At 69.4% G+C, this 18,210-nt stretch carries 14 protein-coding genes and 1 rRNA gene; 8 read left to right on the top strand and 7 right to left on the bottom strand.

All coding sequences use genetic code 11. From position 1 onward, the window contains the following. Positions 1-125, bottom strand: a 16S ribosomal RNA gene (locus FPZ41_RS34530); the annotation flags it as partial. A gap of 566 nt (positions 126-691) precedes the next feature. Between FPZ41_RS34530 and FPZ41_RS34525 the strand changes: the two genes are divergently transcribed. Continuing rightward, the gene (locus FPZ41_RS34525; protein WP_131564046.1) at positions 692-1,141 is read left to right on the top strand and encodes a PTS sugar transporter subunit IIA; all 450 of its coding nucleotides are present in this window, start codon (positions 692-694) and stop codon (positions 1,139-1,141) included. A 77-nt stretch (positions 1,142-1,218) separates the two neighbouring features. Then, positions 1,219-2,889, top strand: a complete 1,671-nt coding sequence (ptsP, locus tag FPZ41_RS34520) for a phosphoenolpyruvate--protein phosphotransferase (RefSeq protein WP_152867526.1) — start codon at positions 1,219-1,221, stop codon at positions 2,887-2,889. A gap of 83 nt (positions 2,890-2,972) precedes the next feature. Here ptsP and FPZ41_RS34515 read toward each other — a convergent pair whose 3' ends face one another. Continuing rightward, complete coding sequence (locus tag FPZ41_RS34515; RefSeq protein ID WP_152867525.1) at positions 2,973-3,869, bottom strand: hypothetical protein; 897 nt, start codon at positions 3,867-3,869, stop codon at positions 2,973-2,975. A gap of 83 nt (positions 3,870-3,952) precedes the next feature. Then, a complete protein-coding gene (locus FPZ41_RS34510) occupies positions 3,953-5,929 on the bottom strand; it encodes an acetoacetate--CoA ligase (RefSeq protein WP_152867524.1) in 1,977 nt (658 codons plus the stop codon). A 212-nt stretch (positions 5,930-6,141) separates the two neighbouring features. Here FPZ41_RS34510 and FPZ41_RS34505 point away from each other — a divergent pair, with 212 nt between their 5' ends. Further along, positions 6,142-8,508 (top strand): glycoside hydrolase family 31 protein, encoded by a 2,367-nt coding sequence (locus FPZ41_RS34505; protein WP_152867523.1) that lies wholly within the window; start codon positions 6,142-6,144, stop codon positions 8,506-8,508. A gap of 1 nt (position 8,509) precedes the next feature. On the opposite strand, the gene FPZ41_RS34500 is transcribed toward FPZ41_RS34505, so the two are convergent. Both FPZ41_RS34500 and FPZ41_RS34495 read right to left on the bottom strand, forming a co-directional pair. Further along, entirely contained in the window at positions 8,510-9,046 is a 537-nt protein-coding gene (locus FPZ41_RS34500) for an NUDIX domain-containing protein (RefSeq protein WP_322621089.1), read from the bottom strand. 47 nt (positions 9,047-9,093) lie between these two features. Then, positions 9,094-9,903: a M15 family metallopeptidase gene (locus tag FPZ41_RS34495; protein ID WP_152867521.1), complete on the bottom strand. Its 810-nt coding sequence runs from the start codon at positions 9,901-9,903 to the stop codon at positions 9,094-9,096. 159 nt (positions 9,904-10,062) lie between these two features. On the opposite strand from FPZ41_RS34495, the gene FPZ41_RS34490 reads away from it, so the two are divergent. The 5 genes from FPZ41_RS34490 (at position 10,063) to glpK (ending at position 15,662) form a co-directional block, all read left to right on the top strand. Beyond that, positions 10,063-11,160, top strand: coding sequence for a class I SAM-dependent methyltransferase (locus tag FPZ41_RS34490; protein ID WP_152867520.1), 1,098 nt, complete (start codon positions 10,063-10,065; stop codon positions 11,158-11,160). A 193-nt stretch (positions 11,161-11,353) separates the two neighbouring features. Next, on the top strand, positions 11,354-11,809 hold the full coding sequence (locus tag FPZ41_RS34485) for a Zn-ribbon domain-containing OB-fold protein (RefSeq protein ID WP_152867519.1): 456 nt from the start codon (positions 11,354-11,356) through the stop codon (positions 11,807-11,809). Beyond that, a complete protein-coding gene (locus FPZ41_RS34480) occupies positions 11,806-12,996 on the top strand; it encodes a lipid-transfer protein (RefSeq protein WP_152867518.1) in 1,191 nt (396 codons plus the stop codon). The genes FPZ41_RS34485 and FPZ41_RS34480 overlap by 4 nt, the downstream gene beginning before the upstream one ends. Before the next feature lie 384 nt (positions 12,997-13,380). Next, on the top strand, positions 13,381-14,118 hold the full coding sequence (locus FPZ41_RS34475) for an MIP/aquaporin family protein (RefSeq protein WP_152867517.1): 738 nt from the start codon (positions 13,381-13,383) through the stop codon (positions 14,116-14,118). 23 nt (positions 14,119-14,141) lie between these two features. Further along, complete coding sequence (gene glpK / locus FPZ41_RS34470; RefSeq protein WP_152867516.1) at positions 14,142-15,662, top strand: glycerol kinase GlpK; 1,521 nt, start codon at positions 14,142-14,144, stop codon at positions 15,660-15,662. 123 nt (positions 15,663-15,785) lie between these two features. Here glpK and FPZ41_RS34465 read toward each other — a convergent pair whose 3' ends face one another. Together FPZ41_RS34465 and FPZ41_RS34460 are read right to left on the bottom strand one after the other, a co-directional pair. Continuing rightward, on the bottom strand, positions 15,786-16,391 hold the full coding sequence (locus FPZ41_RS34465) for a GTP-binding protein (protein WP_152867515.1): 606 nt from the start codon (positions 16,389-16,391) through the stop codon (positions 15,786-15,788). Next, on the bottom strand, positions 16,372-18,210 hold a 1,839-nt coding region (locus FPZ41_RS34460; RefSeq protein ID WP_194236311.1), incomplete at its 5' end, for a hydantoinase B/oxoprolinase family protein. The genes FPZ41_RS34465 and FPZ41_RS34460, both read right to left, overlap by 20 nt.

The following is an 18,210-nucleotide window of genomic DNA, read 5'->3' as shown; positions in this document are numbered from 1 at the left end:
CAGATTGCCCACGTGTTACTCACCCGTTCGCCACTAATCCACCCCGAAGGGCTTCATCGTTCGACTTGCATGTGTTAAGCACGCCGCCAGCGTTCGTCCTGAGCCAGGATCAAACTCTCCGTGAATGCTTCCGGGATATCCCGGCAACACATCACGAGAGCGGAACCAAGGAGAGGAATAGTCCCCTCGGTTCACAGCGTCCTCGCTGTGTTTGTATTTCAAAGGAACCTCGCCCTCCCGGAATCGGGAGAGACGGGGTATCAACATATCTGGCGTTGATTTTTAGCACGCTGTTGAGTTCTCAAGGAACGGACGCTTCCTTTGTACTCACCCGAGAGACCCTCTCGTGGCTTTCCTCCGGGCGCTTCCCTTCGGTGCTTCCGACTCTATCAGTGTTTTTCCTTCTCTCTGACCACCGTTCTGCGGACACGCAGAAGATGCCTCAAGAGAGGGTCTGACAAGTTGGACGCCTGCCGGACTGAGACACCTGATCGTGTCGCTCGGCCCCAAGCAGGGGTACGACTGTACATCTGGGTCTGGAGCGGGCGCAAATCCATTACGCGGGGCTCGACGGCCGCCATCCCGTACGTCTCACACGGAACCGGCAGTTCATATGACATACCCTGCTCCCCAGTGCGCCGTCCGGGACAGGCAGTGACGGCCCATATGAATCTCCTCTGGGAGGCTTCCCATGACCACCGTGACGTCCCCCCTTGCCGGGCGGGCCATCGGACTCGCCGCGGTACCCGACCCCGTCTTCTCGGGAGCGATGGTAGGACCCGGTACCGCAATCGACCCCGTACGGGAGGCCTCCGAGGCCGTCGCTCCCGTGGACGGGGTTGTCGTTTCTCTCCATCCACATGCCTTTGTCGTGGTCGACAGTGGCGGCCACGGTGTGCTCACGCACCTCGGCGTCGACACCGTGCAGCTCAACGGTGAGGGCTTCGAGCTGCTCGTCAACAAGGGCGACACCGTGACGCGCGGCCAAGCCGTGGTGCGCTGGAATCCCAGCGCCGTCGAGACCGCGGGCAAGTCTCCGATCTGCCCGATCGTGGCAATCGAGGCCACGGCCGACTCTCTCACCGGCCTCCGCGTCGACGGTGACGTCAAGGCCGGCGACGAGCTCTTCGGCTGGCAGTGACAGCAGCGCCGTACGAGACGGCGAGTCGGGACAACCACGGCGGCGGTGGATCCGCCGCACTATCGGAGACGGGTGAGATGGAGACAACGCTGCGAGGCGTCGGGGTGAGCCACGGTGTGGCGATCGGCGAGGTTCGGCACATGGGGACGGCGGTCCTGGAGCCGCCTGCCAAGCAGATACCGGCGGAGGAAGCGGAGCGTGAGCAAGGGCGCGCCCGCAAAGCGGTGGAAGCCGTGGCGGCCGATCTGATGGCGCGGGGCAACCTGGCGGGCGGCGAGGCCCAGGCGGTGCTCGAAGCCCAGGCCATGATGGCGCAGGATCCCGAGTTGATGGCGGACGTGGACCGCCGCATCACGGTCGGCAGCACGGCCGAGCGTGCGGTCTACGACGCGTTCGCCGCGTATCGGGCGCTGCTCTCGGGTGCCGGTGAGTATCTCGCCGGTCGTGTGGCCGACCTGGACGACGTGCGGAACCGTATCGTCGCCCGTCTGCTCGGGGTGCCCATGCCGGGTGTGCCGGACAGCGACGAGCCGTACGTTCTTATTGCGCGTGATCTGGCGCCGGCCGACACCGCGCTGCTGGATCCGACGCTCGTGCTCGGTTTCGTGACCGAGGAGGGCGGGCCGACCAGCCACAGTGCGATCCTGGCGCGGGCGCTCGGAGTACCGGCCGTGGTTGCGCTGCCGGGTGCCGGTGAGTTGGCCGAGGGCACGGTGATCGCTGTGGACGGCAGCACCGGTGAGATCTTCGTTGAGCCGAATGCGCAGAAGAAAGCCGCGCTGGAAGCCTCCGCGGCGGAGCGTAAGGCGGCGCTGTCCGCTGCGACCGGTCCGGGTGCCACCTCCGACGGGCACAAGGTACCGCTGCTGGCCAATGTGGGTGGGCCCGCGGATGTGCCGGCCGCCGTCGAGGCAGGGGCCGAGGGAGTCGGCCTCTTCCGTACCGAGTTCCTCTTCCTGGACGACAGCAAGAAGGCGCCGTCGGAGGAGAAGCAGGTCGAGGCGTACCGGCAGGTGCTGGCGGCGTTCCCCGAGGGTCGTGTCGTCGTGCGTGTGCTCGACGCGGGGGCGGACAAGCCGCTGGACTTCCTGACCCCGGCGGACGAGCCGAACCCGGCGCTGGGCGTGCGAGGGCTGCGGACCCTCCTTGACCACCCGGAGGTGCTGCGGACCCAGCTGACCGCCCTGGCGAAGGCCGCGGAGGGGTTGCCGGTCTACCTGGAGGTCATGGCTCCGATGGTGGCGGACCGTACGGACGCCAAGGCGTTCGCGGACGCGTGCCGTACGGCCGGGCTGCAGGCGAAGTTCGGGGCCATGGTGGAGATCCCGTCGGCGGCACTGCGGGCCCGGTCGATCCTCCAGGAGGTCGAGTTCCTGTCGCTGGGGACGAACGACCTCGCGCAGTACACGTTCGCTGCGGACCGTCAGGTGGGCGCGGTGTCCCGGCTGCAGGACCCGTGGCAGCCCGCGCTGCTCGACCTGGTGGCGCTGTCCGCGGAAGCGGCGAATGCCGAGGGCAAGAGCTGCGGTGTCTGTGGTGAGGCGGCGTCCGACCCACTGCTGGCGTGTGTGTTGACCGGTCTGGGTGTCACCTCGCTGTCCATGGGCGCAGCGTCGATTCCTTATGTGCGAGCGACGCTGGCGAAGTACACGCTGGCGCAGTGCGAGCGTGCGGCGGCTGCGGCGCGTGCGGCGGACACCGCTGAGGAGGCGCGCAACGCGGCTCAAGCGGTGCTGTCCGGCGAGTAACGCCTGTTTGGGCCGCATATCGGCGTCACGATCGGCGCCCGCCCAGGGGCGCTCCATCCAAAGGTGGAGCGCCCCTGGCGCGTTCAGTGAGCGTGGCCTCCCCTCAGCGTGCCTGTGTCCCCGAGGTCGGGTGGGGCGCAGTAGTCGACTCCTGATTCAGGGGAAACGAGATCGCCGGATTCGATGTCGGTGCAGTAGGCGTCGAAGACCTCGCCCGCGGTGAGGGGCTTGAGTCCTTCTCCGCGCAGGCACCAGCCGTAGACGCGGTCGGTCGCGTCGGCGGCGCTGGCGCGCACGACGAGGCCGCCGGGGCACTGGGTGGCGATGCCTACGGCCAGGATCGTGGTGAATTCGAGGGCTTCGGTTTCGTCGAGGTGGATCGTGCCGTCGGGCTTCTCGTCCGCCCACAGGGCGGCGACGAGTGGTTCGGGTGTGGCGGAGACGCTGCACACCATGTGCCGCTCGCCCGGCCCCGCGGTGTCGAGGATGCGAGTGAGGAGGTCCGAGGCGCGGAGGAAGGCGGCGTGCCCGATGTCCTCGCCGCAGGAGGCGCACGCGCCGATACTGGCCAGGAGTGTGGTCGCGTACTGCCATGTGGCCTGGCGGACTGCCTCGTCGACGAGTTCCGGCACGAGATCGTCGAGGGGCTGTCCTTGGTACGGGAGGCTGGGGCCCGTGGCGGCCAGTTCGGCCGTGAAGCGGGTGCGGCTGGTCGGAGCGTCGGGTTCCAGGCCGGTCTCGGCGCAGAATTCCGCGTACTCCTCGGGGTCGAAGAGGGCGACGGTGGTGTGGCTGCCTTGAGAGGCGAGCGTCCTGAGCAGGGCCTCGACTTGTTGGAGGTAGGTCGTGTGGTCGTCGAAGGTGAAGGTGCGGTAGCGCCGCATCGCCGTGAAGTCGTGCTCGTCCGTGAGCAGGCCGATGGTGCCGGCGATTTCACGGCGCAGGACGCGTCGCATGGTCTGGTGCCGGGTGTGTGCCATCTTTCCCCCTGTGCGCAGTCGATCAATGCTCACTCACAGTAACCGGTGGCACTGACAACGCCCGTCGGACAGGGGTGGGCGACTCAGGAGCGTTCGCGGGCCAGGTCCTCGTAGAAGCGCAGGAGGTCGAGGTTGTCGATGGAGCCGGGATTGACTGCCTTCTCCAAGGGAGTGCCCTGAAGGAGGCGTTTGACCGGGACCTCGATGCGTTTGCCGGTCAGAGTGTGCGGGATCCCGGGGACCTCGATGACCTCGTCGGGGACGTGGCGCGGGGAGAGCTGTTCGCGGATGGTCTGTTTGATGCGGTTCAGGAGGGCCTCGTCGAGGACGGCTCCGGGGGCGAGGTGGACGAAGAGGGGCATCCAGTAGCCCCCGTCGGGCTGTTCGATGCCGATGACGAGGGACTCCTTGATCTCAGGGAGGCGCTCGACGGCTTCGTAGATGTCGGCCGAGCCCATGCGAACGCCCTGGCGGTTGAGGGTGGAGTCCGAGCGGCCGTGGATCACGACGGAGCCTCGTGCGGTGACCGTGATCCAGTCACCGTGGCGCCAGACTCCGGGGTAGGTGTCGAAGTAGCTGTCGTGGTAGCGGGCGCCGTCGGGGTCGTTCCAGAAGTAGATCGGCATGGACGGCATCGGGTTGGTGACCACGAGTTCGCCGACTTCGTCGGTGAGGGGTTTGCCGCTGGGGTCCCAGGACTGGAGGTCGGTGCCGAGGCCGGGGGCCTGGAGTTCGCCGATGTGCACGGGGAGGGTGGGGACGGCTCCTGCGAAGCAGGAGCACACGTCGGTGCCGCCGCTGACGGAGGCGATCCACAGGTCGGCCCCCGCTTCTGTGAACTCGTCGTGCAGCCAGCGGAAGCCGTCCGGCGGCAGCGGTGAGCCCGTGGTGCCGACACACTGCACGCGGGAGAGGTCGTAGTCGCGTGCGGGGTGGACGCCGGCCTTGCGGCAGGCCATGACGTACGCGGCGGAGGTGCCGAAGAGGGTCGCTCCGGTGCGTTCGGCGACGCGCCACTGGGCGCCCGTGTCCGGGTATCCGGGGCTGCCGTCGTACAGGACGATCGTGGTGCCGGTGAGGAGGCCGGAGACGAGGAAGTTCCACATCATCCAGCCGGTGGACGTGTACCAGAAGAAACGGTCCTCGGGGCCCAGGTCGCAGTGGAGGCCTAGCTGTTTGAGGTGCTCGATCAGGATGCCGCCCTGGGACTGGACGATGGCTTTGGGAAGGCCGGTGGTGCCGGAGGAGTACAGGACCCACAGGGGGTGGTCGAACGGGACCTGCTCGAAGACGGGTTCCACGTCCTCGGAGGTCAGCGCGGACCACTCCAGAGCGCCGTCCGGGGCTTCGGTGCCCAGGAGCGGGATGTGGACGACGGCGCGCAGGGTGGGCAGTTCTCGGCGGAGTTCGGCGACGGTGTCGCGACGGTCGTGCTCCTTGCCGCCGTAGCGGTAGCCGTCGACGGTGAACAGGACGACCGGTTCGACCTGCTGGAAGCGGTCGAGGACGCTGCGGGCCCCGAAGTCGGGGGCAGAGGACGTCCAGACGCCACCGACGGCGGCAGTGGCGAGGAGAGCGACGACGGCCTGGGGAACGTTCGGGAGGTAACCGCTGACGCGGTCTCCGGGGCGTACGCCGAGGGTGCGCAGTCCGGCGGCGAGCGAGGCGACCTGGCGGCGCAGTTCGGCCCAGGTCACCGGGCGTGGCTCGTGGGTTTCGTCGACGTGCAGGAGTGCCGGTTCGTCCGCGCGGGTGGCGGCGGCGCGGAGGGCGTGTTCGGCGTAGTTGAGGGTCGCTCCGGGGAACCATTCGGCGCCCGGCATGCTGCGATCGCCGAGTACGCGCGCGTAGGGGGTGGAGAACCGTACGTCGAACCACTCGGTGACGGCTTTCCAGAAGCTCTCAAGTTCGTCGACGGACCAGCGGTGCAGGGCCGCGTATCCGCCTTCGGCCGGGGCTCCGTGGTGCTCGGCGGCCCAGGCCTGGAACTTCGTGACCTGTGCCCGGGCGATGCGTTCCTGATCGGGCTGCCAGAGCAGTGCGGCGTTCGCTGAGGTCATGGGGCGGCTCCCGGGGCTGTGCGCGTCGTGTGCGGCTGTCGCACGGGCTGGGGTGTGCGCGTCACGTGGCTGACACGGACGATGCCATGTGATCGACTTCTACACCAGGGTGCGCCGCACATGGTCGGCGCCGTGAAGATGTGCCCTCACCACGGGTGAACGGCAGTTGAACGACTCACCACCATGGGTGAGTCAGTGGCAGGGTGAGCAGCATGGACGGTCGTGACCTGGTGCGTTCGGTGAAAGCGGTCGGCTCGGCGGGGGCGGCGCAGGGTTTGCGCACCGTGCGGGCCGCATGGCGCAGGAGGCGTACGGATGCAGCCGGGCTGCCCCAGCGGGGTGCCGAGCGCGCGCGGGTGCCCGGGCCCGTGCGGGAGGTGGAGCCGGGGCCCGGTGGCGGCGTCGTCCGGTTCGCCCGGTCCGAGCTGCGGATCACCGTCACCTCGAGCGGCGCTGTGTTCTGGGGCTGGGACGGTGCCGGGCCGGAGCCTTCGTACGCGCTCGCGGACCGGAGCCCGGAGCCCGATCCACGGGCCGTTCTGGAGCCGGACAAGAACGGGGCCTGGCGGGTGGTGGCGGAGCGCGTCACGGTCATCGTCTCGCGGCACGGAGCCGTCGAGGTGCAGACGCCCGGCGGGGTGCCGCTGCGGCGGGACTTGCCGCCCCGCTGGTGGGAACCTGCGGCTGGGGGCGGGGCGCGCTGGATGCAGCGTTCCGAGGTGCCGGCCGACGCGCGGTTCTTCGGTCTGGGAGGGCGCGCGTCGGGGCCTCGGCTGCGTGACGGAACATACCGCCTATGGAACACCGACCCCGGACACACGTTCGTTCCCGGTGACGATCCGTTGTACATCACCATGCCGGTGCAGATGGTGGTGGCCGACGCGGGCACACACCTGGTGTTCCACGACACCTCGTGGGACGGCACCGTGACGTTGCGCGAGGGTGAGGAGGGCGCCGGTTCCGGGCACGACCGGGCGGGGACGAGCGAGTTGCGCGTGGACGGCGGCCCGTTGCGGTGCTGGATGGTAGTGGGCACCCCCGCGCGCGTGCTCCACGCCTGGGCCGCGCTCACCGGGGCGCCCGCGCTGCCGCCCGCGTGGGCGTTGGGGCATCATCACGCGCGGTGGGGTTTCGGGAGCGAGCAGGAGGTGCGGCGGATCGTCTCGGGCTATCAGGAGCACGATCTGCCGCTGGACGCGGTCCATCTGGACATCGACCACTATGACGCGCACCGGGTGTTCACGGTCGACAAGGAGCATTTCCCGAAGCTGCCGTTGCTCGCCGAGGAACTGGGGCGGGACGGGATCCGGTTGGTGTCGATCGTCGATCCGGCGGTGAAGGCCGAGCCGGGCAACGCGGTGTACGACAGCGGGACGGCTGAGGACGCGTTCGTGCGGGACGCGGCGGGCCGGACCGTGGAGGGCGTGGTGTGGGCCGGGGAGTCGGTGTACCCGGACTTCACGCGTGCGCGCGTGCGCGCGTGGTGGGGTGGGCTGTACGAGGAGCGGCTGGCGCAGGGTTTCGCGGGGTTCTGGCTCGACATGAACGAGCCGACGTCGTTCACGGCCTTCGGCGAGAACACGCTGCCGCGGTCCGCGCGGCACGATCTGGACGGCCGGGGCGGTGACCACCGGGAGGCGCACAACGTGTACGCACTGTGCATGGCCCGGGCCGGATACGAAGGCCTGCGGAGACTCCTCCCCGAGAAGCGGCCGTTTCTGTTCTCGCGCTCCGGGTGGGCCGGTATGCAGCGCTACGGGGGCACGTGGTCGGGGGACGTGGCGACGGGCTGGCCGGGGCTGCGGGCGTCGCTGTCGCTGGTGATGGGGCTGGGGCTGTGCGGGGTGCCGTATTCGGGCCCCGATGTCGGAGGCTTCGACGGGAGCCCGTCTCCGGAGCTGTATCTGCGGTGGTTCCAGCTGGGCGCGTATCTGCCGCTGTTCCGTACGCATGCGAGTCTGCGGGCGGGGCGCAGGGAGCCCTGGGAGTTCGGGGACGAGGTACTGGCACACGCGCGCGTGGCGCTCGTCGGGCGGCGGCGTCTGCTGCCGTACTTCATGACGCTCGCGCATCTGGCGCGGCGTACGGGAGCGCCCTATGTGCGGCCGGTCTGGTGGGGTGCGCCCGAGGACCGGGCACTGCGCGATTGCGAGGACGCCTTCCTGCTCGGTGACTGTCTCCTGGTGGCGCCGGTGCTGGATCCGGGTGCCGACCGGCGCGCGGTGCAGCTGCCGCGGGGGCGCTGGTACGACACGGTGACCGAGAAGGTGTACGAGGGGCCGGGGCAGGTGCTGATCGAGGCGCCTCTGTCGCGGATCCCGGTGCTCGCGCGCGCGGGCTCCGTCCTGCCTGTCCGAGGCGCCGACGGCGGACTGGAGCTGGAGGCGTGGGCGCCGGAGCACGGACGGACCGGGGGCGGGCTCGTGGTGGCCGACTTGGGCGAGGGCTGGGACGAACCGGAGGTCGAACGGTATGTGACGCGCTGGAAGAAGCGGCGGGTGGTCGTGAAGCGGGCCGGGAACGACGGACCGGGCGAGCCCCCGTACCCCGTGCGGGTACGCGGGCTCGCCCGGTCGTGACTCAGATGTACCGGCCCTCGAAGAACGCCTGGACCGCCAGAGTGTGCAGCGGGAAGGCGAGCTCGGCCGGCCTGTGGAGCAGTTGCCAGCCCTCCGTCTCGTCCGTGGCGGCGGACGGGGGCAGGTCGGCGGCCGGACGTTCCGGAAGGAGCCCGAAGAGAAGCAGGTGGCCGTCGGGTGAGCTCATCGCGTCGGCGAGGCGCACGTCGCGCTCGGGAGCGTCGATGCCCGTCTCCTCCTTGAGCTCGCGCACGACGGCGCCGCGCCAGTCCTCCTGTTGCTCGATGAACCCTCCGGGCAGGGCAGTGCTACCGCGCGCGGGTGCGATGGTTCGGGTGATGACGACCAGGGCTGTGCCCTTGGTGTCGTACACGGGCTGCAGCGCCACCGCCACGGGCAGCGGGTTGCGGTAAGCGACCGTGTGGCAGGCCGGGCAGGTGCGGGGCCAGCCGGAGACGCCCTCTCCGTAGGGCGCTCCGCAGCTCGAACAGTGAGAGTCCGCCGCGGAGTTGGCGTTTGGTTGTTGAATTACGGACACGCGGCGGACTGTATCCGATCGTGTGAGGGGCGTCTCCCGGGGGCGGCTCAATGTGCGTGCGTGAGGGATTTCCTGGTCACCGGGAAGTCGAAGTAGGTGTCCGGGTACGATTCCGGTTTGTAGGTGAAATGCCACCATTCCTCGGGCAGGTTCAGGAATCCGAGGGCTTCCAGGGTGCCTTTCAGGAGCTGCCGGTTGGCGCGCTGTTTGCCCGTGATCCGTGGGTCGTCCGTGTGGGAGAGCGTGTCGAAGCAGTCGTAGCCCGTGCCCATGTCCACGGAGTTGTCGGGAAAGCGCTCATCGCGAGGTGCGTAACAGGGCACCAGAGGTTCTCCGGGAATGTACGGGCGGGTCGGCCCGGCGGGAAGTTTCACGAGTGTGAGGTCCACCGTCGAGCCTCGGCTGTGGCCGGACTTCTCCGCGATGTATCCGTCGGTGAACAGGCGGGTCTTGTCGACCTGGGGGTAGAACTCGGTTTTCATCCGCTGATCGTCGAGGTCCTTGGCCCAGCGGACGAAGTGGTCGACGGCGCGCTGCGGCCGGTAGCAGTCGTACACCTTCAGCGTGTAGCCCCGCTTGAGGAGCTTCACCTGGGCCTTGTGGAGTGCTTCGGCGGCGGGGCGGGTGAGGATGCACAGCGGCTGCTTGTAGCCGGTTACGCGGTCGCCCATGAAGTTGTGCCGGGTGAAGTAGCGGATGTCCTGGAGGATGGTCGGGTCGACGGTTCGGAGGGCGACGAAGTCCTCGGGGGCCTTGGGTTCGGGCGTCGCCCGGGCCGGTGTGGCCGTCAGGGTCAGGGCGAGCAGGGACGTGGCGGCGATGAGCAGGGTGCGCAGTCGTGGTGTGAGTCTCCTCATGGGCCTTCCATGTACCAGTCGGCGGGGTTTTCCGACAGATGGCAGTGCGCGGAGGGCGCACGCTCGTTGCGTGTGCGGGACGGGCGTGTGCTCTCGCGGGTGGTACCGCCCTGTGGGACGGTGACGGTACCGAGCACGTCTGCGGAGGTCGGATCGATCATGAACGTCCCACCGGAGCGCACCCCGGATGCCGAACAGCTGGCCGCGGAGGTCGTCACAGGGCTGCGTGCGGCGTTGGAGATCCTCACCGTCGACCTCGGAGTCCGCCACGGTCTGTACGAGGCGCTGGCCTCGCACGGCCCCATGACGCCCCGCGACCTGTCGAAGACCGCGGGTATCCACGCCCGGTACGCCCGCGAGTGGCTGGAGCAGCAGGCCGTGGCCGGCATCCTGACCGCCTCCGGGCCCGCCGGAGAGGACGGCTACGAGCGGCTCTTCGAGTTGCCCGTCGAGTACCAACGGGTGCTGGTGGACCGGGACGATCCGCTGTACCTGGCCACGGGTCCCCAGTTCGTCGTCTCGCTCGCCGAGACCCTGCCCAAGTTGCTCGAGGCCTTCGCCACGGGCGGCGGCGTGCCGTACGAGCACTACGGCCGGGGGACCCGCGAGGGCATCGCGGGGCTGAACCGGCCCATGTACCGGCCCGAGACGGTCCGTTCGTGGGTCGCCGCCATGCCGGACGTCCATCGGCGGCTGACGGACGAACCCCGCGCGCGGGTGCTCGATCTGGGTTGCGGGCTGGGCTGGTCGACGATGGCGCTGGCCCGCGCCTTCCCCGGGGCCCGGCTCACCGGCGTCGACCTGGACGCCACCTCCGTGGGTGAGGCCCGGCGCAACGCCCGGGAGGCGGGTCTGGACGAGCGGGTGGGGTTCGCGCGGACCGACGCCGCGGGCATCGACCTGGACGGTTCCGTGGACCTGGTCACCGTGTTCGAGGCGTTGCACGACATGGCCGATCCGGTCCGGGTGCTGGCCTCGGTGCGCCGGCTCCTGGCGCCCTCGGGTGCGGTGTTGATCGCGGACGAGAAGGTGAGCGAGGAGTTCACCGCTCCGGGTCCGGAACTGGACCGGATCAACTACGCCTTCAGCGTGCTGCACTGCCTGCCCGCGACCCGCGCGGAGGGCGCCAAGGTGGAGGCGGGCACGGTCCTGCGACCGGACACGGTACGCGCGTACGCGCGGGAGGCCGGGTACGGCACGGTCGAGGTGCTGGACGTCGAACACGAGTTGTGGCGCTTCTACCGGCTCGGCGTCTGAGCCGTCGCCTCAGCCGCTGCGCCATACGGACGCAGGGAGAGGCGGCCGGAACCACCCCCGTGGGCCCCGGACGCCCCTCCCGATACTCCGACGCCAATGGGGCGCGATTGGTTCACCGTGACGCCCTGCCGATTTGTGGTTGCCCGTGGCAAACTTTCTGACGTCCTGTCAGATTCTTTGCCGGGGAGGGGCTATGGCGCGTACACGCACACCTGTCGTCACGGGGTGGTTCACCGGGGAGGGTGACGCGTTCCGGCTCCTCGGCACGCGCTGTTCGGCGTGCGCCTCGGTCTTCTTCCCGCGTGAGGACGCCCACTGCCGCAATCCGGGGTGCGGTGGGGGTGATCTGAAGGAGGTGCCGCTCTCGCAGCGCGGGCGCGTGTGGTCCTACACGGACGGACGGTACCGTCCTCCGTCACCCTACGTGTCCGATCCGGAACTTCCGTGGGAGCCTCGCACGTTGATCGCTGTGGAACTGGCCGCCGAACGCCTCGTGGTGCTCGGGCAGGCGGTTCCCGGAGTCACCGTCGCCGATCTGGCGGTGGGCATGGAGGTGGAGGTCGTCGCGGGCGTACTCGGTGAAGACGCGGAGACGGTCTGGACGACGTGGCAATGGCGGCCGACAGGGTCACAGGGGGTGACGGCATGACGGGTGATGTGGCGGTCCTCGGCGTGGGCATGCACCCGTGGGGCAAGTGGGGCAGGAGCTTCGTCGAGTACGGGACGGCGGCCGCACGCGCGGCCCTCGCCGACGCGGGGGTCGACTGGCGGGACGTCGGCTCGATCGTCGGCGCGGACACGGTGCGTGGCGGCTATCCGGGGTACGTGGCGGGGGCGACGTTCGCGAAGGCCCTGGGCTGGCAGGGGGCCCGCGTCACGAGCGTGTACGCGGCGTGCGCGTCCGGGGCGCAGGCCATCGCCACGGCACGGGCGCAGATCCTCGCGGGACTCGCTGACGTCGTCCTGGTGGTGGGAGCCGACGCCGCGCCCAAGGGGTTCTTCCGGCCCGCGGGCGGGGACCGGCCCGACGATCCCGACTGGCTGCGCTTCCGCGTCCTGGGAGCGACGAACCCGACGTACTTCGGGCTGTACGCGCGCCGGCGCATGGCGGTGCACGGGGACACGGTGGACGACTTCGCGCAGGTCAAGGTGAAGAACGCCGCCCTGGGTGCGCTGAATCCGTACGCCCGCTACCGCAAGCGGGTCACCGCCGAGGAGGTCGCCGCCTCCGCAGTGGTCGCCGATCCGCTGCGGCTGCTCGACATCTGCGCGACCTCGGACGGCGGTGCGGCGCTGGTGCTGTCCAGCGTGGAGTTCGCCCGGCGTCACGGGGCGGCCGAGGCCGTACGGATCCGGGCGGTGTCCACGGTGACGCCGCGCTATCCCACCACCGTGCTGGATCTGCCGGACATCGCAACGGACTCGGCGGTGGCGGTGGAGCCCGCCCCCGAGACCTTCCGGGCGTCCATCGCGCGCACGGCCTACGAGGAAGCGGGGCTGGGGCCCGAGGACCTGTCGCTCGCCGAGGTGTACGACCTGTCCACGGCACTGGAGCTGCAGTGGTACGAGGACCTCGGCCTGTGCGGTGCGGGCGAGGCGGCGAAGCTGCTGCGGGAGGGCGCGACGGCTCCGGGCGGGCGAATACCAGTGAACACCAGCGGCGGGCTGGCCTCGTTCGGAGAGGCGGTTCCGGCGCAGGCGATCGCCCAGGTGTGCGAGCTGACCTGGCAGCTGCGGGGCGACGCGGGCGACCGGCAGATCGAGGGTGCGCGGGTGGGGGTCACCGCGAACCAGGGGCTGTTCGGGCACGGATCGTCGGTGATCGCGGTGCGGTGACCTTTGCGGCGATGGGCGCCCTCTCCGATTCGCCTTCCGGCCCGTGGTCAACCTGACGACCTGAGGGGTCGCGGCACCGGAGAGTCCTCATCGCCACCACCAACCGTTGCCGTCCGCGACCTTGACGCTCCCTGGGCGCCGGTGAACACTTCCGGGTGTCAGTCGGCATCGCCACTTTCGAGTGACTTTGTGCACTGCGCCGCTCGGGCAGCCTGCCTGCGTAACGGGCCATCCCCCACGGGCGATTCGGCTGCGACGGACGCTCGACATGGACGCCGGGCGGGGTGCGGGACCCTCCCTGCCTTCGGCGGACGTAGCCATGGGAAACGCACCCTGCACGGAGGACCGGGGTCGATCACCCCGGCCCAGGGCCAAGGAGCCGCCATGAGCAACGGAGACATATTCGTCGGTGAAGTCATAGGTACGGCGATCCTGATCCTTTTCGGCGCCGGTGTGTGCGCCGCCGTCAGTCTCAGACACTCGAAGGCGAGGGCCTCGGGCTGGGTCGTCATCGCGTTCGGCTGGGGCTTCGGCGTGCTGGCCGGCGCGTACACCGCCGCTCCCCTGTCGGGCGGCCATCTCAACCCGGCCGTCACCCTCGGCATCGCCGTGGACACCGGGAAGTGGGACAAGGTCTGGGTGTACGTGCTGGGGCAGATGGTCGGCGCGATGCTGGGCGCGGTTCTCGCGTACCTGGTCTACCTAGCGCAGTTCCAGGCCAACGTCCCCAAGGTGGGCTCGGCGGACGAGCCGATTCCGACCCTCGGCATCTTCTCCACCATCCCGGAGATCCGGAATCCGGTCGCGAACATCGTCACGGAGACCATCGCGACGATCGCGCTCGTCCTGCCCGTCCTCGCCTTCGGACTCACGAAGGGTCTCGGGGAGTCCGGCACCCAGGCGCTGATCGTGTCCCTGCTGGTCGTCGGGATCGGTCTGTCGCTCGGCGGGCCGACCGGCTACGCGATCAATCCGGCGCGTGACCTCGGCCCGCGCATCGTGCACACCTTCCTGCCGATCCCCAACAAGGGAACCTCCGACTGGGGTTACGCCTGGGTCCCGGTCGTCGGCCCGCTGCTCGGAGGGGCGCTCGCGGGCCTCATCTACAACGCAGCCTTCTGACGCAACTGACGTAAGGGGACGTCATGCCGGACAACGCCCAGAAGTACGTCGCCGCGATCGACCAGGGCACCACTTCGAGTCGCTGCATCATCTTCGACCAGGACGGGGCGATCGTCGCCGTCGACCAGCGTGAGCACCGTCAGATCTTTCCCAAGCCGGGCTGGGTGGAACACGACGCCACCGAGATCTGGTCCAAGGTGCAGGCTGTGGTCGCGGGGGCGATCGCCAAGGCGGGCCTGCGTGCCGACCAGCTCAGCGCGCTCGGCATCACCAACCAGCGCGAGACGACGGTCCTGTGGGACCGCGCCACGGGCAAACCCGTGCACAACGCGATCGTCTGGCAGGACACACGTACGTCCGCGCTCTGCAACGAACTCGGCGGCCCGGACGGGCAGGACCGTTTCCGCGAGCAGACGGGCCTGCCGTTGGCCAGCTACTTCTCGGGCCCGAAGGCGTCCTGGCTGCTGGACAACGTGCCAGGGCTCAGGGCCCGCGCCGAGCGCGGTGAGATCGCCTTCGGCACGATCGACTCCTGGCTGATCTGGAACCTCACCGGCGGCACCGACGGTGGACGGCACGTCACCGACGTCACCAACGCCGGCCGCACCATGCTGATGAACCTGGAGACCCTCCAGTGGGACTCCTCGATCCTCTCGGCGATGAACGTCCCCGAGGCGGTCCTGCCGGAGATCCGTTCCTCCGCCGAGGTGTACGGCACCGCCGTGGGCCAGCTCGCCGGCGTGCCGGTCGCGTCGGCGCTCGGTGACCAGCAGGCGGCCGTGTTCGGGCAGGCCTGCTACGACGTGGGAACGGCGAAGAACACCTACGGCACCGGCAGTTTCCTGCTGCTCAACACCGGAAACAGGCCCGTACCCTCGAAGAGCGGGCTCCTCACGACCATGGGGTACAAGATCGGCGGTGAGGCCCCGGTGTACTGCCTGGAGGGGTCGATCGCGATCACGGGCGCATTGGTGCAGTGGTTGCGCGACCAGCTCGGCATCATCCGGACCGCCGACGAGATCGAGTCCCTGGCGGCGAGTGTGGACGACAACGGCGGCGCGTACATCGTGCCCGCGTTCTCGGGCCTGTTCGCGCCCTACTGGCGGTCCGACGCGCGCGGAGTCGTCACCGGCCTCACGCGGTACGTCACGAAAGCACACCTCGCGCGCGCGGTGCTGGAGGCGACGAGCTGGCAGACGCGTGAGGTCGTGGACGCGATGTTCCAGGACTCCGGGGTGAAGATCACCACCCTGAAGGTGGACGGCGGCATGACCAAGAACAACCTCCTGATGCAGCACCAGGCGGACGTCCTCGACGTGCCGGTGATCCGCCCGAAGGTCTCGGAGACCACTTGCCTGGGCGCCGCGTACGCGGCCGGCCTCGCGACAGGTGTGTGGAACGATCTGGACGAGCTGAAGTCGCACTGGCAGAAGGACGCCGAGTGGACGCCGGACATGGAGGCGCCCGTCCGGGACCGCGAGTACCACAACTGGCGCAAGGCGGTGGAGAAGAGCTTCGGCTGGCACGAGGACGGCGCGAGCTGAAATCGCCAGTCCACGCGCGCGTGCCGCTCGTGCACGTCCGTATGAGGGTCCACGCGCGCGTGCCTCGGCTCACGGCCCGTACCCCGGTCGGCGGGGGTACGGGCCGTGCTCATCCGTCGGGCGTCAGGTCGTCACGCTCGGGCGGCGCTCGGTCGCGTGCGTCATCGCGTGCCGTACGACAGTGACGAGGACGTCCTTGACGGACTCCCGGTCACGCGCGTCGCACAGCACGATCGGTACGCCGGGGTCGAGGTCGAGGGCTTGGCGGACCACGTCGCTGGGGTAACGCTCGGCGCCGTCGAAGCAGTTGACGCCGATCACGAACGGGATGGAGCGCCGCTCGAAGTAGTCGACGGCGGCGAAGCAGTCCTCCAGGCGGCGGGTGTCGGCGAGGACGATGGCGCCCAGGGCACCCGTGGCGAGCTCGTCCCACAGGAACCAGAAGCGGTCCTGGCCGGGTGTCCCGAAGAGGTACAGCACCAGGTCCTCGCGGAACGTGATGCGCCCGAAGTCCATCGCGACGGTGGTGGTGCGCTTGCCTTCCACACCTCTGGTGTCGTCAACCGGGCGGCCGGCCTCAGTGAGTACCTCCTCGGTCCTTAACGGCTTGATCTCGCTGACCGCGCCGACGCAGGTCGTCTTGCCCACGCCGAAACCGCCGGCCACCAGGATCTTGAGCGTGACGGGCTCGACCGGGGACTTGCCGCGCTCAGAACGCCCGAAGATCATCGGTCTCTCTTCCTGCTTGTTCTTGGTCAAGCGGCGGTGGCCCGTAGCCTCCGCCGCCGGGGGTTTCGATGACTAGTACGTCGCCGGGGCCGACTTCCGCCGAATCACTTCCGTCGAGTTGTACGACGGCCCCGTCGGCACGCTCCACCCGGTTGGCGCCCAGGGCGCCGGGTGCGCCGCCGGCCATGCCGTAGGGCGGGATCCTGCGGTGCTGGGAGAGCGTGGAGACCGTCATGGGCTCGTGGAACCGGATACGGCGTACGGCGCCGTCCCCGCCCCTCCAGCGTCCGGCGCCGCCGCTGCCGCGCCGTACCGAGAACTCGTCGAGACGGACGGGCAGGCGCCACTCCAGAACCTCGGGGTCGGTGAGGCGGGAGTTGGTCATGTGGGTCTGAACAACTGGCGCGCCAGGGAAGCCGTCGCCCGCGCCGGACCCGGAGGCGACGGTCTCATAATACTGGTGCCGCTCGTTGCCGAAGGTGACGTTGTTCATCGTCCCGGACCCTTCGGCCTGGACACCCAGGGCGGCGTACAGGGCGCCGGTGATGGCCTGTGAGGTTTCCACGTTGCCCGCGACGACCGCGGCCGGGGGCTCGGGCGCGAGCATCGAGCCGGGCGGGACGACGATGTCGAGAGGGCGCAGACAGCCGTCGTTGAGCGGGATGTCGTCCGCGACCAGGGTGCGGAAGACATACAGAACGGCCGCGTTCACCACCGAGAAGGGTGCGTTGAAGTTGGTGGTGAGCTGCGGGGACGTGCCCGTGAAGTCGACTGCCGCGGAGCGTTTTTCGCGGTCCACGCGTACGCGTACGCGGATGACGGCCCCGGAGTCGGTCTCGTAGGCGTACTCGCCGTCGTCCAGGGCGTCGATGACGCGCCGTACCGCCTCTTCGGCGTTGTCCTGGACGTGCTTCATGTACGCCTGCACGACGCCGAGGCCGAAGTTCTCGATCATGCGGGCGACCTCGTCGACGCCCTTCTGGTTGGCGGCGATCTGGGCGCGCAGGTCGGCGAGGTTGGTCCTGGGGTTGCGGGAGGGGTACGGGGCCTCGCTGAGCAGGCGGAGGGTCTCCTCCTCGCGGAAGCGGCCCGCCTCGGCGAGCAGCCAGTTGTCGAAGAGGATGCCCTCCTCCTCGATGGTGTGGCTGCTCGCGGGCATGGAGCCGGGCTGGATGCCGCCGATCTCGGCATGGTGGCCGCGCGAGGCGACATAGAACAGGATCCGGTCACCCTCCGTGTCGAAGACCGGGGTGATCACGGTGACGTCGGGCAGGTGGGTGCCGCCGTGGTACGGGTCGTTGACGGCGTACGTGTTGCCCTTGCGCATGCTGTCGCCGCGGCGCCGGATGACCTCCTTGACGCTGGTGCCCATGGAGCCCAGGTGCACGGGAATGTGGGGGGCGTTGGCGACCAGGTTGCCGTCGGGGTCGAAGAGGGCGCAGGAGAAGTCCAGGCGCTCCTTGATGTTGACGGACTGAGCGGTGGACTCCAGGCGGGCGCCCATCTGTTCGGCGATGGACATGAAGAGGTTGTTGAAGACCTCAAGCAGAACGGGGTCGACTTTCGTGTCGAGATCGGAACTCTCCGTAACCGCCGCGCGTTCCATGACCAAGTGGCCGTCGCCGGTGACCGCCGTCTGCCAGCCGTCGTCCACGACCGTGGTGGCGTTGGCCTCGGTGATGATCGCGGGTCCGGTGACGGTCTGGCCGGGCGGGAGCTGCTCGCGGCGGTGCAGGGGTACGTCGCGCCAGGTGCCGCCCGTGTGGAGGCTGACGGTCTCGGGGGCGGTGGGGCGGGATGCGGTGGTGGGGCCCTCATA

The sequence above is a fragment of the Streptomyces acidicola genome (assembly GCF_009377235.1).
GTDB lineage: Bacteria > Actinomycetota > Actinomycetes > Streptomycetales > Streptomycetaceae > Streptomyces > Streptomyces acidicola.
The sequence above is the reverse complement of the archived record's forward strand: the minus strand, read 5'-3'. Positions and strand labels throughout refer to the sequence as shown.

Coding starts and splice junctions, on each gene's coding strand:
- FPZ41_RS34525 (WP_131564046.1), top strand. CDS start 692: ATGACCACCGTGACGTCCCCCCTTGCCGGGCGGGCCATCGGACTCGCC.
- ptsP (WP_152867526.1), top strand. CDS start 1,219: ATGGAGACAACGCTGCGAGGCGTCGGGGTGAGCCACGGTGTGGCGATC.
- FPZ41_RS34515 (WP_152867525.1), bottom strand. CDS start 3,869: ATGGCACACACCCGGCACCAGACCATGCGACGCGTCCTGCGCCGTGAA.
- FPZ41_RS34510 (WP_152867524.1), bottom strand. CDS start 5,929: ATGACCTCAGCGAACGCCGCACTGCTCTGGCAGCCCGATCAGGAACGC.
- FPZ41_RS34505 (WP_152867523.1), top strand. CDS start 6,142: ATGGACGGTCGTGACCTGGTGCGTTCGGTGAAAGCGGTCGGCTCGGCG.
- FPZ41_RS34495 (WP_152867521.1), bottom strand. CDS start 9,903: ATGAGGAGACTCACACCACGACTGCGCACCCTGCTCATCGCCGCCACG.
- FPZ41_RS34490 (WP_152867520.1), top strand. CDS start 10,063: ATGAACGTCCCACCGGAGCGCACCCCGGATGCCGAACAGCTGGCCGCG.
- FPZ41_RS34485 (WP_152867519.1), top strand. CDS start 11,354: ATGGCGCGTACACGCACACCTGTCGTCACGGGGTGGTTCACCGGGGAG.
- FPZ41_RS34480 (WP_152867518.1), top strand. CDS start 11,806: ATGACGGGTGATGTGGCGGTCCTCGGCGTGGGCATGCACCCGTGGGGC.
- FPZ41_RS34475 (WP_152867517.1), top strand. CDS start 13,381: ATGAGCAACGGAGACATATTCGTCGGTGAAGTCATAGGTACGGCGATC.
- glpK (WP_152867516.1), top strand. CDS start 14,142: ATGCCGGACAACGCCCAGAAGTACGTCGCCGCGATCGACCAGGGCACC.
- FPZ41_RS34465 (WP_152867515.1), bottom strand. CDS start 16,391: ATGATCTTCGGGCGTTCTGAGCGCGGCAAGTCCCCGGTCGAGCCCGTC.